Origin of the sequence: Streptomyces sp. CA-142005, assembly GCF_050942335.1 — a bacterium.
Taxonomy (GTDB): Bacteria; Actinomycetota; Actinomycetes; order Streptomycetales; family Streptomycetaceae; genus Streptomyces.
This window is the reverse complement of the sequence record NZ_CP192078.1, coordinates 592,029-604,673: the sequence shown is the minus strand read 5'-3', so window position 1 is coordinate 604,673 and position 12,645 is coordinate 592,029. Positions and strand designations below refer to the sequence as shown.

Here is a 12,645-nt window from a genome sequence, read left to right as displayed (position 1 = left end):
TAGGAAGCACGGCCACTCGCAGGAGGCTCCCCATGAAGGTCCGCTCTGCACTGACCGCTCTCGCCCTCGTCGTCGCCCCGGGCGTCGCAGTTCTCGGCACCGCCACCGACGCCTTCGCCGTCACCAAGATCAGTCAAGCCACCGCCACCCAGATGTTCCGCGAGGTGGGCATCACCTGGTCCTCCTCCGGCAACTGCTCCGACCGCTACAACTCGACCTGTACCTCGTTCGAGCAGCTCAACCTCGCCACCGCCCAGGGTGCCCAGACCCTCAAGCGCGCCAGCGGCTGTGCCGTGAACATCACCGGCGGTACCGAGGTCGGACACGCCTCCGGCACGTATTCGCACTGGAACGGCTACAAGCTCGACATGAGCAAGTACACCTGCCTCGGGAATTACATCAAGAGCAACTTCAGCTACTCCGGGCTGCGCGGCGACGGTTACCCGATGTGGACGTCGGGTGCCGGCAACGTCTACACCGACGAGGGAAGCCACTGGGACGTTCTGTACTACAACTGCGGCGGCTGCTGAGCCGCAGGCCGACCCACCCCGCGGGAATCCGGACGGCGGCCGATGGACTGCCGTCGTCCGGACCGGCCGGGTCACAATCGGTGTACAACACGCCACTTGGGGGATGAGCCCACCCCGCTCAGCCGTCCGCCGGTCCAGCAATCCTGTACGGCGGGCAGGTACTCAGGCGGCTCCGTCGCACAGGTCATGGCGCCGGCCGGGGACGGGCACGGCCGCGCCGCGGGCTGACCACCGCCGCAATGCGGTCGTCACCGGGCGGTTGCGGCCACGTGCCGGGTGCCGGGACCGCCGGCTGGCCTCGCAGGGCGACAGGCCGGCGCAGCCAAGCCCGACCGGTTGGCGGCGCGGGCACCGGCACGTTCCGTGGCGGCGCATCCCCACCTTCCGGCCGGATCCGGCAGGCCCGGTCGCGCCGCGGGCACACACCTGGGCGGACGCAGCCGCGGACCGGGGAGGCACAAGGAGAGGCCGGCGGCTTACCACGGGAGCGGATCAACCAAGAGTGCTCGCCACGGTGCTGGAGGATGGTTCGCGCCGCCGCGCACCGAACACGACACCGCCGAGGCCCCCGACGTTCCCTCACCGGCGAAGCTCGTCCGGGTCAGGCGTCAACCACGTGACACAGGCGTCGTTCCCCTGGTCGGTGCCGGGCGTGCTCCCTGCAGAAGCCACGCGCGGGCCTGGCGCGTGAGCCTCGGCTGGAGCACCCAGGTGAGAAGGGCGGTGAGAACAAGGGAGTTGATGGCCAGGGCCGCAGCTTGCGGCAAGCCGGGGAACAGCAGCTTCAGGAGGGTGGCAATCGTCAGCAGGCAAGGATAGGCGGCTGCCCAAGTCGTCAGGAACCTCTTCCACTTGGGTGGGACGCCAGGCTCGTGCAGGGTGAACCAGGGGACGAGATCGGCACTGCGGCTTCTCCGCGGATCCGAGATCCTGTTTCCGCGCTGGAGCAGATCGTGCCGCACGTCCGACCGCTCCCAGGCGTCGAGGTGCTCGGGGGTGTCGAAGCGGTAGACGAGATGGTGCAGCCCTTGGCCGTCGTGCAGCCGTACGGCACCGAGGTGACCGGCGAAGCGGGCGGCGGCCCGGTCGACATCGTCGGCCCAGCGGGCGAACTCGTCCTCCTTGTCCGGGGCGACCACCCTGGTCACCACGACGGTCACCGCTTGGGCGGTGCCTGTGTCACTGTTCATGATCGTTGCTCGTGTCGTGCTGCACGGATCCAGGAGGCGGCAGGAAACGCCGGCAGCCGCTCCAGGAGGAATCCGGGGTTCTCCTCGGGCGTCCAGTGGCCCCCGCCCGGAACGATCACCCCCTGCACGTCGGCGGCCACCTCACGCGCCATGTCGGGAATCATGGCCCCGCTGTCCAGCTCCCCGCCGAAGGCCAGTACGGGCATCGGCAGCTTGTCCTCCATCAGCTCGGCGAAGCGTTCCTGGTCCTCGGCGAAGGCGTGCGCGATAGAAGGTGGAGATGTAGTCGTACTCCCTGCCGGTGACGAGCGTCTCGGCGACGTCGCGCTGCCGGTGCAGACCGAAGTGCCAGGTCTGCGGATCTCCTTTGGCCTGCTCCCAGGCGCCGGTGCCGGGAAGCGGCACGTCGAGCATGGTCATCGACGCGACCCGCTCGGGCCACTGGGCGGCCAGGGCGTATCCGACCATGAGCCCGATGTCCCGGGCCACGATGTGCACCCGCTGTGCACCGACGGCATCGAGCAGGCCCCTGATGTCACCGGCCATCGGTGGCCTTGTCGTATCCGTGGGCCGGGCGGGAGGAGTCACCTGCTCCTCGGTACTCGATGGCCATGACCCGGTAGCCGGCGGCTGCGAGGCCGGGCATCACCTTGCGCCACGCGTACCAGGTCTGCGGCCAGCCGTGCAGCAAAACCACTGTTTCCGACCCCGGCGGGCCGCCGGTTACGTGATGCAGCCTGACCGGCCCGACCGTGGTGAAGTGATGAGTGAACGTGTCATGGAACCCCCGCGGCAGGCTCTGGCCGGTACCGATCATGGCCGCCTCCTTCGCCATCGCGGACCGCACCGGTGGCCCGAGTACCCCGGGGTCCGGCCTGGACACGGCCCTCACCCATTGCGGCAGAGTCATCGCTCACCCCGCCCCGTTCAGTTCCGGTCGATGTGTTCCGGACTTCCAGCTGCGGACCGGCATGACGGGGGCCGGACCCAGAAATCCGGGAGCGCGACACCACGGGGGTGCGCGAAACTGGCCTGATGATCACTGACGTCCATGTCCGCGAGGCTGACGCGGCTGATGCTCCGGTTCTGGCCCGTCTGCGCTGGGCATTCAAGCGTGAGGACCATGAAGGGGACCTCTCCGAGCCGGTGCGGCCCGTGAGCCATGCGGAGGAGTGGATCCGGGAGCGGCTCGCGAGCAAGCGCTGGCTGGCCTGGGTCGCCGAAAGCGACGGCGAGGTCTGCGGGCACGTCTTCCTCCACCTGGTGGAGAGGATGCCGGAGCCTTACGAGGACAACACCCCGATCGGCTACGTCACGAACTTCTACGTGGTGCCTGAGCACCGCAATCGAGGGTTCGGAGCGGCCCTTCTCGAAGCTCTGAGGAGGCATGCGCAGAGCGGCGGCATGGACGTATTGATCGTCTGGCCGTCGGAACGCAGTGCTCCGCTCTACCGCCGATCCGGGTTCCAGTCTCCGACCGAGCTGTTGGAGGCCCGGTGAACTGAACGCTGGTCGGTGCGGACTGGGACAGGCTTCGAGCCGGAGACTCGGAGGCAAGGCACAGCGGTACGCCGAACGCCGCTTCCCGCACAAGCCGACCAAAGAGCAGCATGCCCGATGCGGTCCCCGCGCAACGCGGAGAAGCGGGCCATGGTGAGCGCCACCCAGCGTCGCCCGGCCACCAGGCTGCTCGCGGCCATCGCCGGCACGCCTGCTACGCACGCGGCATCAAGGGCGCCCCCACCGCCTCGACCAACCGGGTCTCTTCCTGCGTGCCGGACGGTGTCCTGCCGCGCCCGTCCGCAGGCGCCTTCTAGCCTCGTCGGCATGCTGGGGCTTCCTGCGCACGTCCGTGCCTGCCTGTTCGACCTCGACGGGGTGCTCACCCAGACCGCGAAGGTGCACGCGGCCGCCTGGAAGGAGATGTTCGACGGATATCTCCGTGAACGCGCGACGCGCGAGGGCACCGAATTCGTGCCCTTCGACCAGATCGGCGACTACGACGAGTATGTGGACGGCCGGCCCCGTGAGGACGGCGTGCGCACCTTCCTCGCCGCACGCGGGGTGCACCTGCCCGAGGGATCACCGGACGACCCGCCGGAGGCGGAGACGGTGAACGGCCTGGGCACCCGCAAGAACGAGCTGGTCCTGCGGCGGATCCGCGAGGAGGGTGTGGAACCCTACGACGGCTCGGTCCGGTTCGTACACGCGGCGCGGGCGGCGGGCCTGCGCTGCGCGGTGGTGTCGTCGAGCGCGAACACCCGCGACGTCCTGCGAGCGGCCGGCATCGAGGACCTGTTCGACGAGCGGATCGACGGAGTGGTCGCCCACGAGCGCAGGCTGCGGGGCAAGCCCGCCCCGGACACCTACCTGGAGGCGGCCCGAGGGCTCGACACGGATCCGGCAGAGGCCGCGGTGTTCGAGGACGCCCTCGCCGGCGTCGAGGCCGGGCGGGCGGGCCGGTTCGGCGTGGTGGTGGGCGTCGACCGGGTGGGCCAGGCGGAGCAACTGCGGGCACACGGCGCCGATGTGGTGGTCCGTGACCTGGCCGAGCTTCTGGAGGACCGGTGATCACCCATCCCAGCTTCACGGTCGAGCCGTGGTGCCTGCGCGAGACCGAGCTGAACCTGGACGTGCTCGCGCAGAGCGAGTCGGTCTTCGCCCTCTCCAACGGGCACGTCGGGTGGCGTGGCAACCTCGAGGAGGGAGAGCCGCACGGACTGCCCGGCGCATACCTCAACGGCGTCCACGAACGGCATCCGCTGCCCTACGCCGAAGCGGGCTACGGCTATCCCGAGTCGGGCCAGACCATGATCAACGTCACCGACGGCAAGATCTTCCGGCTGCTGGTCGACGACCACCCGTACGACCTGCGCTACGGCCGGCTGGTCGCGCACGAGCGGGTCCTGGACTTCCGCTCGGGCATCCTCAGCCGCACCGCACGGTGGACCTCACCCGGCGGTCGTACGGTGCGGATCTCCTCGCAGCGGCTCGTGTCCTTCACCCAGCGCGCGGTGGCCGCGGTGGTGTACGAGGTGGAGCCGGTCGACGGACCGACCACGGTGGCCGTGCAGTCCGAGCTCGTCGCCAACGCGCAACTGCCGCGATTCGAGGGCGATCCGCGCGTGGCCGCGGCGATCGAGTCACCGCTGGTGGCCGAGGAGAACTTCGCGCAGGACACCCGGCTGCGGCTGGTGCACCGCACCGACCGCAGCGCGCTGCGGGTGGGGGCGGCGGCCGACCATCTCGTCGAAGGACCGGACAGCACCCGCTGGACGGCGCAGTGCGAGGCTGACGTGAGCCGTCTGACGGTGACCGCGGATCTGGTGCCCGGGCAGACGCTCCGGCTGGTGAAGTTCGTGGCCTACGGCTGGTCGGGCGAGCGCTCGCTGCCGGCGGTGCACGATCAGGTGGACGCGGCGGTGGCGGCCGCGGTCAGCACCGGCTGGGACGGTCTGGCCGCGGCACAGCGGGCGTACCTGGATCGCTTCTGGGCGTGCGCGGACGTCGAGGTCGAAGGCAGCGCGCGCATCCAGCAGGCGGTGCGGTTCGCCCTCTTCCACGTGCTCCAGGCGGCGGCCCGCGGTGAGAACCGGGCGATTCCCGCCAAGGGCCTGACCGGGACCGGGTACGACGGGCACTGTTTCTGGGACACCGAGTCCTATGTGCTCCCCGTGCTGACGTTCACCTCTCCGGAGGCCGTCGCATCGGCACTGAGGGCGCGTCATCAGATGCTACCGGCGGCACGGGAACGCGCGCGTCAGCTGGGGCTCGCGGGCGCGACGTTCCCCTGGCGCACGATCGACGGTGCCGAGTGTTCCGCCTACTGGCCGGCCGGGACGGCCGCCTTCCACATCAACGCCGCCATCGCGATGGCCACCGAACGGTACGTCATGGTGACCGGGGACGAGGACTTCGAACGCGGTGAGGGTCTCGACCTCCTGGTGGACACCGCGCGGCTGTGGCGCTCGCTAGGACACCATGACGCGGAGGGCGTCTTCCACATCGACGGGGTCACGGGGCCCGACGAGTACAGCGCGATCACCCGCGACAACCTGTACACCAACCTGATGGCCCGCCAGAACCTCGTCGCGGCCGCGGACGCCGCCGCCCGTCATCCGGAGCGCGCCGCGGAACTCGGTGTCGACGACGAGGAGACCGCGGCGTGGCGGGACGCCGCGGCCCGCATGGCGGTGCCGTACAACGACGTGCTCGGCGTGCACGAGCAGTCGGCCGGTTTCACGAGTCTCCAGCGCTGGGACTTCGAGGCGACCCCGCCCGACAACTACCCCCTCCTGCTGCACTATCCCTACTTCGACCTGTATCGCAAGCAGGTGGTGAAGCAGGCCGACCTGGTGCTGGCGATGACGGAGTGCCCGGACGCCTTCTCCGACGAGCAGAAGGCACGCAACTTCGCCTACTACGAGGCGCTGACCGTCCGCGACTCCTCCCTGTCGGCGTGCTTCCAGGCGGTCCTCGCCGCCGAGACCGGCCATCTGCGCCTGGCCTACGCCTATCTCGGCGAAGCCGCGCTGATGGACCTGGACGACCTGGAACACAACACCCGTGACGGGCTCCACATCGCCTCCCTCGCCGGGACGTGGATCGCGCTGGTCGCCGGCTTCGGAGGCGTGCGCCGGTACGCCGGCGACGACGGGAAACCAGCCTTGCTGGCATTCGCACCGCGCCTGCCGGAGGCGCTGTCCAGGGTGGCGTTCACGCTGCTGGTACGGGGATGCAGGCTCAAGGTGGACATCGGCCCGTCCCAGGTGCGGTACCACTTGGTGGACGGCGAGTCCCTGGTCGTGCTGCATCACGGGGAGCCGACGACCCTGACCGCCGGCACGCCGGTGGACCGCCGTCTGCCGCGCGCACCCGTGCGCCCCGAGCCCCAACAGCCCCCTGGCCGCCGCCCGGTGGGCCTGCCCCCAGAGGAAGAGGAGCGGGCGGCGACACAGGAGTAAGGTGCGTCGCTTCGATGGTCTGCGCAGTCGATCGGCTGTGTCTGTCCGGTGGATGATCAGAGATGCGATGCGGGACCGCATAGTGACTCCTCTTCGGGGGCGGGGGCTATGCGTGGTGGGGTGCTCGGCGGCCTTGGCGACCCGGCATGGTGCAGGGATGGGTGACCACCCGGGTGGGGGCGGGGCTTCTCCGGCTGCTCTCCCTCGGCTACAGCTGCCGTGTCATACGTCGATCTGCTCGAAGATGTGCGGGCACGACACGGTGTCGTCGGGAAACTCGGCCGCCATGCGCTGGAACTCCGGGCTGCCGAACGCGGTGGCGACCGCCTCGGTCGACTCCCAGACCGCGACGTTCATCAGAAGCTGACTGTCCGTCGTTCCCTTGTGCATCTGCAGGGAGACGACTCCCGGCTGAGCCTTCATGAACTCCGCCTGCCTCCGAAAGAGGGACAGGAACGCGTCAGTCCTCTCCTTCGGAACGAAGAAGGTGTTGGCCAGGACGATGGGGCCGGTCTTCTCCTTGAACTGCGCGAACATCGGCGTATTCGGGTCCAGGCTCTGCAGCTTGGCCATCTTCGGTACTTCCTCCCGTTATCGGTTGTCCCACGGCACCTAGGCCGGACACCGCCGTACTGGATCCGGCGACGCTCACGACGCTCGCTTGGCCGTAGGGCTACTGCCTTCTGGGGACCGTTCCATCGTCCCGGCGTAAGCAGGCCGTGACGTCAGCCGCAGTTCCCGTTCCGATGGGCGGCTTCCGTCGGACCGCGGGAAGCCGTGTCAGACCTGGGGATGACACCGGACCCTGAGGGGCGCCAGCTCGCAGCCAACACGGGAGGAGAGGTGAGATGCCGTCAATCCGCAGGGGCCAACCGCAGATCGCCGGGCCGGCATCCCAGACGGGCACCAGCCCTGGACGTTGCGACGCTCATTGATCACGACCAGATACGCGTCCCGTAGGTCGTGTTTAAGATGCCAATCAAGGTCGTGAAACGATCACGGGGGTGGCTCGGGGAGATCTTGGAAGCCCGTGCCTGTCCCGTTCCCGGAACCCCGTCGCCGCACAATGACGAACCCCGCCTTTCCACGCTGGAAGGGCGGGGTTCGCGGTAGGGAGGTCACATTCGCAGGTCGCGATAATCGACCAGGACGGGCCACGTGCCGTGCCACGGCCGGTGGGCCAGGCGTTTTCGCGCCCGCCCTGGGGCATGTCATCCGCCCGCGGCGCCCTCGGCCTCCCAGCGCAGCAGGTCGCCCGGCTGGCACTCGAGCACCTCGCAGAGCGCGGCGAGTGTCGTGAAGCGCACCGCCTTGGCGCGGCCGTTCTTGAGTACCGCCAGGTTGGCGGGCGTGATCCCTACGCGGTCCGCGAGCTCGCCCACGGACATCTTCCGCCTGGCCAGCATCACATCGATGTCGACGGTGATCGGCATCAGATCACCTCGTCCAACTCGGCCTGCATCTGCGCCGCTTCGGCGTCGCGCGCGACGGCCTGGGCGAGCAGTGTCCTCAGGACGAGCACGATGAGCGCGACGCCCAGGATGGCCACGCCGATCCCGCCCATGATGAGGGTGACGCCCGGGTCGTCCCGCTGGCCCGGCGCATTGAGAGCGGTGACCGCGAACCATACGAGGGCAGCCGCCACGATCGCGCCGATGATCCCGTCCACGTATCGGAAGGCGGCGTGGGAGAACACGGTTCCGCGTCGCACCATCGACACCAGCCGCCATACGCAGACCAGGGCGACCTGGGCCGACACCATGCCCAGGATGGTGATCACGCGCAGCGGGGTCAGCGGGAGCGACCCGTCCTCCGGGTCGCTCCCGCTGACCAACGCCCACACCATCAACGCCTGCACGAACACGGTGCCGACGAGCACCACCACGAGCACGGCGCGCAGCGCACGCACTGCCAGTTTCCCCACGACTCATCCTTCCATCGAGTTACGATGGGAATCTATCGAATTTCGATAGGTAAGGCAAACGTTGGGTGGGGGATGGGCAGCGGTGAGGCCTTGCCGGCCGCTTGGTCCATCACCGTTGGAGGCGAAGCACGTGATCGCCCGTGAGCCGGGGCGTTCGAGGGGGATCCGCCTGCATCGCCAGTGCTGGCCGTTGCCGCATGCTGCTCACTGCCAGCGGCCGACGTACGCGTCAGCCTTGCAGACGAGGAGACCGTCGGCGTCCTGGCTGCTGGGCCCGATCAGCGCTGGACGCGGCGCCGGCTACTCGCCAGACGGGTCCTCCCGGCGTGCCGCACGGCCTTCTTCACGGCCTGCTCCACCTCGCAGCGGCGGGCCCGACAACCCCGTCGAACGGTGAACCGATGGCTCGTCAGTAGCGATTCACGCTCTGCAGCAGTGGCGGGTACACCGAGCTCGGGCGGCCGTCGACTGTCGCGCCCGCGTACTTGAGCATGGCGCCTACCCGGTGGTTGAGGTCGTGGGGGAAATTGAGGGTGGGAATGGAGACGTCGTCCAGGGCCGCGATCTGGGCCGGGGTGAGACGGACGTCCAGAGCGGTGAGATGGGACTCCAGGTGGGCCAGGGTGCGCGGGCCGATGAGGGTGGAGGTGACGCCGGGCCGGTTCTGGACCCAGGACAGTGCCGCGGCGGCCGGGGTCGTGCCGGCTTCTTCCGCGACCGAGACCAGCCTCTCGATCACCGTGAACTGGGCCTCGCTGGGATTGCCCAGGATTGCGGCCCGTTTGGCGTCGGCCGGGGCGTTCAGATGACGGCGGTACTTCCCGGTCAGGTAACCGCTCTTGAGGGGGCTCCAGGGCAGCAGCCCCATCCCGGCGTCCTGCGCCAGGGGGATGAGTTCGCCTTCGATGGTGCGCTCCAGCAGGGAGTACTCCATCTGCAGCGCGACGACCGGAGACCAGCCGCGCAGCAGCGCGGTGGTGTGGGCCTTGGCGGTGAACCAGGCGGGGGTGTCGGAGAAGCCGATGTAGCGGATCTTTCCGGCGGTTACGAGATCGTCGAGGGTGCGCAGGGTCTCCTCGATCGGCGTGGCCCAGTCGTAGTTGTGCAGCCAATAGAGGTCCACGTAGTCCGTGCGCAGGCGGCGCAGGGAGTCCTCTAGCTGGCCGATGATCGCCTTTCGGCTCGCGCCGCCGCCGTTGGGATCGCCGAGGTGGAGGTTGCCGAAGAACTTCGTGGCCAGTACCAGCCGGTCGCGCAGGCCGGGGCGAGCGGCAAGGAAGTCGCCGAGGATCGCCTCCGAGTGGCCGTTGGTGTAGAGGTTGGCGGTGTCGACGAAGTTCCCACCCCCGTCGACGTAGGCCTGAAGGATCTTCTCGGACTCCTCGACGCCGCAGCCCAGCCCGCTGTCCTCGCCGAAGTTCATCGCGCCGAGGCAGAAGGGGCTGACCTTGAGACCGGACCGGCCGAGACTGACGTACGAGTCGAGTGCCATGAATGCTCCCGAAGAGAGTCGTGAATGTACTGGCTCTTCGAGCAAAGCAGCCTGAGCTGGGCTGTCGTTAGTGCGATCCCATCGACGGCTTGCACGATCCTGTCGATTTCATCGGGGAGGCGTTGCATGCGGTCCGGACCGGGGCTTGAATCGGGGCGTGTCCCTGACCGAGTTGCGCCACCTCATCGCCCGGCACGCCGAACACGCCGACGGTCTCGTCGACGGCCTGCTGCTGTCCCGGACGGACTGGCCCACCGCGCCGACGGTAGGCATGGCCGAGCCCGTCATGGCGCTCGTCGTCCAAGGCTGCAAGCGCCTCATGCTCGGCGACCTCGTCTACGACTACGGTGCCGGCCAGTACCTGGTCGTCACGGTCGACCTGCCGGTCACCGGCCATTGCACGCAGGCCACCCCCGAGGAACCGCTGCTCGGCTTCGGGCTCGTCCTCAAACCCGCGCGCATCGCCTCCCTCCTGCTGGAGGCCTCGGCCGCGGCGGAGTCGGCGCGCCCAGCAGGGCCGCAGCGGCTGCATCAGCGAGCGGACACTCGACGGCGGCCCGGTGACACCGGGCACACCGACAGGGCAACCCCTCACGGCCTTGCGGTCAGTGACGCGCCCGCGGGCCTCGTGGACGCGGTGACACGCATGGTCCGGCTGCTGGATCATCCCGACGACGTGCCCATTCTCGCCCCGATGCTCGAAAAGGAGATCCTCTGGCGACTGGTCACCGGTGAGCAGGGGATGCTGGTCCGGCAGATCGGGCTGGCCGACAGCCGCCTCACGCAGATCAGCCGCGCGATCCACTGGATCCGCGAGCATCACACCCAGACCCTGCGCGTCGAGGATCTCGCCCATGTGGCCGGGATGAGCGTCTCACCCTTCCACCGGCACTTTCGGGCGGTGACCGCCATGACGCCGATCCAGTACCAGAAGCGGATCCGGCTGCAGGAGGCTCGACTGATGCTCATGAGCAGTACGGAAGACGTGGCCTCCGTCGGCTTCGCGGTCGGCTACGACAGCGCCTCGCAATTCAGCCGTGAGTACCGCCGGCATTTCGGCACGCCCCCGGGAGCGGACGCCGCGCGACTGCGTCGGCAGCCCGCCGGCAACGATGCCGCGGAGATGTCGACGGTCTGAGATCACTGATGTGTGTGCCGAGGTCCCTCTGGCGCTGCTCGATTGCCAGAGACTAGAAGAGGCCGGCCGACGTGGCCCGCGTGAGGTTTTCGAGGATCGTGCGCAGCCACGGGCTGCGAACGGCCGGCAGCCGGACCAAGGTGTGCTGGAACGTTCCCCGGTCCGCCCGGAACAGGTGGTGGGGGCGCGGCGGGAGCGGGTCGTCGCGGAGGACGTCTCGGGGTGTGCCGCCCGACGCGGGAACCGGCAAGTACGGCTGGGGAGAGACCAGCCACTGCCACACTCCCAGCGGCAGGGGCACCGGGTATGCCGACGCAGGCGGGCCGGCGGGGGTCCAGGTCTGACCCGTCTGGGGATGGACCGGTACGAGGAGGATGTCGACGTCCGCGTCGGGGGAGGGCTGTCCCGGTCCGGTCAGGACGGCACGCCGCTTCGGGGGGCCTGCGGGCAGCAGGGCGTCGAGCGCGCGTTGGAACACGTCCGCGGTCAGTCCGTCGGGGACCTGCACCGGCTGTCCTTGGGAGGCCGCGAGCAGGTGGGCGAGCGCCTGGCCGGCTGCCGCCTCCCATCGCGGACTCCACGACCAGTGGTGGCTCGTCCCGAACCGTCCTCCTCCCCACGTGGCAATCGGCTCGAACGGGGGCGTCTTCTCCCCCTCCTCCGCCAGTTCCGCCCAGGAGAGCGGCACAGTGTGGACACCGCCAACGAGGACGCGGTGCACGGCGTCCGAGCTGAGCCGCACCGCTTGCCAGAGCGAGCAGTCGTCGACCCTGGTCGCCACGGGCAGGTCGCACGCCCGGCAGGCCATGTTGGGCCCGTCGGCCCCGTCCAGGCCACAGCAGGCACCGCCGCGTTTCTCTGGGATCAGCCGGGTCCCGCGGATATCACCGGGCGCGATGACGATCGCCCCGGGCGCGCCGTCGGACAGGGCATGGACCGGCGCATAGATGCCGCGCGCCTCTGCCTCGTCCGCATCGATCTCGTCCCACGTCCGCCACGGCCCTCCCCAGGGATCCGGGTCCACGGCAAACGTCCCTGACTCCATGAGCACCGGAAGCTGGACCCCGTTCCCGTATTTCTGACGGGCGTGGGCCGGCAGGGAGACCTGGGACAAGGGGACGGTCAGCTCTGCCTCGCACCTCACACAAACGAAAACGAACAAAGGCCCCCTCCGCATCGGAAACAGCTGCATGGTCGCAGCCGCCCTGCGGCAGCCGGCCAACGCGTTTTCTCGTCCGCCGTGAGGAGACACCTGCCTCGTACCAGCGGTCACGCATATGTGCCCAGTCGACCATGTGGGCGTCTTTGTGAGGTCGCCCTGCGGTCTCGGGCACTGGGCAGGTCGTCGCCGCGCTGCTCGATGGAGACGGGCGTCGGTCGGCACCGTGCCGACCGACGCCCTCAATC

Annotated in this window: 14 protein-coding genes; 5 read left to right on the top strand and 9 right to left on the bottom strand. The window is 69.3% G+C overall.

Going from position 1 to position 12,645, the window contains the following annotated elements:
• The first annotated feature begins 32 nt into the window (after positions 1 to 32).
• On the top strand, positions 33 to 530 hold the full coding sequence (locus ACQPXS_RS03195) for a hypothetical protein (RefSeq protein WP_433446682.1): 498 nt from the start codon (positions 33 to 35) through the stop codon (positions 528 to 530).
• A gap of 608 nt (positions 531 to 1,138) precedes the next feature.
• Here the strand turns inward: ACQPXS_RS03195 and ACQPXS_RS03190 are convergent.
• From ACQPXS_RS03190 to ACQPXS_RS03175, 4 genes are read right to left on the bottom strand one after another with little or no spacing between them, the layout of a single operon-like run.
• Positions 1,139 to 1,720: a hypothetical protein gene (locus tag ACQPXS_RS03190; RefSeq protein WP_433446680.1), complete on the bottom strand. Its 582-nt coding sequence runs from the start codon at positions 1,718 to 1,720 to the stop codon at positions 1,139 to 1,141.
• Complete coding sequence (locus ACQPXS_RS03185; protein ID WP_433446678.1) at positions 1,717 to 1,872, bottom strand: hypothetical protein; 156 nt, start codon at positions 1,870 to 1,872, stop codon at positions 1,717 to 1,719. Before ACQPXS_RS03185 ends, ACQPXS_RS03190 begins: the two co-directional genes overlap by 4 nt.
• Positions 1,862 to 2,266, bottom strand: a complete 405-nt coding sequence (locus ACQPXS_RS03180) for an alpha/beta hydrolase (RefSeq protein WP_433446676.1) — start codon at positions 2,264 to 2,266, stop codon at positions 1,862 to 1,864. Before ACQPXS_RS03180 ends, ACQPXS_RS03185 begins: the two co-directional genes overlap by 11 nt.
• A complete protein-coding gene (locus ACQPXS_RS03175) occupies positions 2,256 to 2,555 on the bottom strand; it encodes an alpha/beta fold hydrolase (RefSeq protein ID WP_433446674.1) in 300 nt (99 codons plus the stop codon). The genes ACQPXS_RS03180 and ACQPXS_RS03175 overlap by 11 nt, the downstream gene beginning before the upstream one ends.
• Before the next feature lie 200 nt (positions 2,556 to 2,755).
• On the opposite strand from ACQPXS_RS03175, the gene ACQPXS_RS03170 reads away from it, so the two are divergent.
• The 3 genes from ACQPXS_RS03170 (at position 2,756) to ACQPXS_RS03160 (ending at position 6,684) form a co-directional block, all read left to right on the top strand.
• A complete protein-coding gene (locus tag ACQPXS_RS03170; RefSeq protein WP_433446672.1) occupies positions 2,756 to 3,220 on the top strand; it encodes a GNAT family N-acetyltransferase in 465 nt (154 codons plus the stop codon).
• Between the two features lie 327 nt (positions 3,221 to 3,547).
• A complete protein-coding gene (locus tag ACQPXS_RS03165; protein WP_356310683.1) occupies positions 3,548 to 4,291 on the top strand; it encodes an HAD family hydrolase in 744 nt (247 codons plus the stop codon).
• Entirely contained in the window at positions 4,288 to 6,684 is a 2,397-nt protein-coding gene (locus ACQPXS_RS03160; RefSeq protein ID WP_433446669.1) for a glycoside hydrolase family 65 protein, read from the top strand. The genes ACQPXS_RS03165 and ACQPXS_RS03160 overlap by 4 nt, the downstream gene beginning before the upstream one ends.
• Positions 6,685 to 6,906: 222 nt before the next feature.
• On the opposite strand, the gene ACQPXS_RS03155 is transcribed toward ACQPXS_RS03160, so the two are convergent.
• The 4 genes from ACQPXS_RS03155 to ACQPXS_RS03140 all read right to left on the bottom strand — a co-directional run bounded on the left by ACQPXS_RS03155 (position 6,907) and on the right by ACQPXS_RS03140 (position 10,100).
• Entirely contained in the window at positions 6,907 to 7,257 is a 351-nt protein-coding gene (locus ACQPXS_RS03155) for an antibiotic biosynthesis monooxygenase family protein (protein ID WP_433446667.1), read from the bottom strand.
• A gap of 638 nt (positions 7,258 to 7,895) precedes the next feature.
• Positions 7,896 to 8,117 (bottom strand): helix-turn-helix domain-containing protein, encoded by a 222-nt coding sequence (locus ACQPXS_RS03150; RefSeq protein WP_433446666.1) that lies wholly within the window; start codon positions 8,115 to 8,117, stop codon positions 7,896 to 7,898.
• Positions 8,117 to 8,608, bottom strand: a complete 492-nt coding sequence (locus ACQPXS_RS03145) for a DUF2975 domain-containing protein (protein ID WP_433446664.1) — start codon at positions 8,606 to 8,608, stop codon at positions 8,117 to 8,119. Before ACQPXS_RS03145 ends, ACQPXS_RS03150 begins: the two co-directional genes overlap by 1 nt.
• 409 nt (positions 8,609 to 9,017) lie before the next feature.
• The gene (locus ACQPXS_RS03140; protein ID WP_433446662.1) at positions 9,018 to 10,100 is read right to left on the bottom strand and encodes an aldo/keto reductase; all 1,083 of its coding nucleotides are present in this window, start codon (positions 10,098 to 10,100) and stop codon (positions 9,018 to 9,020) included.
• Between the two features lie 157 nt (positions 10,101 to 10,257).
• Here ACQPXS_RS03140 and ACQPXS_RS03135 point away from each other — a divergent pair, with 157 nt between their 5' ends.
• A complete protein-coding gene (locus ACQPXS_RS03135) occupies positions 10,258 to 11,238 on the top strand; it encodes an AraC family transcriptional regulator N-terminal domain-containing protein (RefSeq protein ID WP_433446660.1) in 981 nt (326 codons plus the stop codon).
• Positions 11,239 to 11,290: 52 nt separating this feature from the next.
• On the opposite strand, the gene ACQPXS_RS03130 is transcribed toward ACQPXS_RS03135, so the two are convergent.
• Positions 11,291 to 12,400 carry a hypothetical protein gene (locus ACQPXS_RS03130; protein WP_433446659.1) on the bottom strand — a complete coding sequence of 370 codons (1,110 nt, stop codon included), beginning with the start codon at positions 12,398 to 12,400 and terminating at the stop codon, positions 11,291 to 11,293.
• Between the last annotated feature and the right edge of the window lie 245 nt (positions 12,401 to 12,645).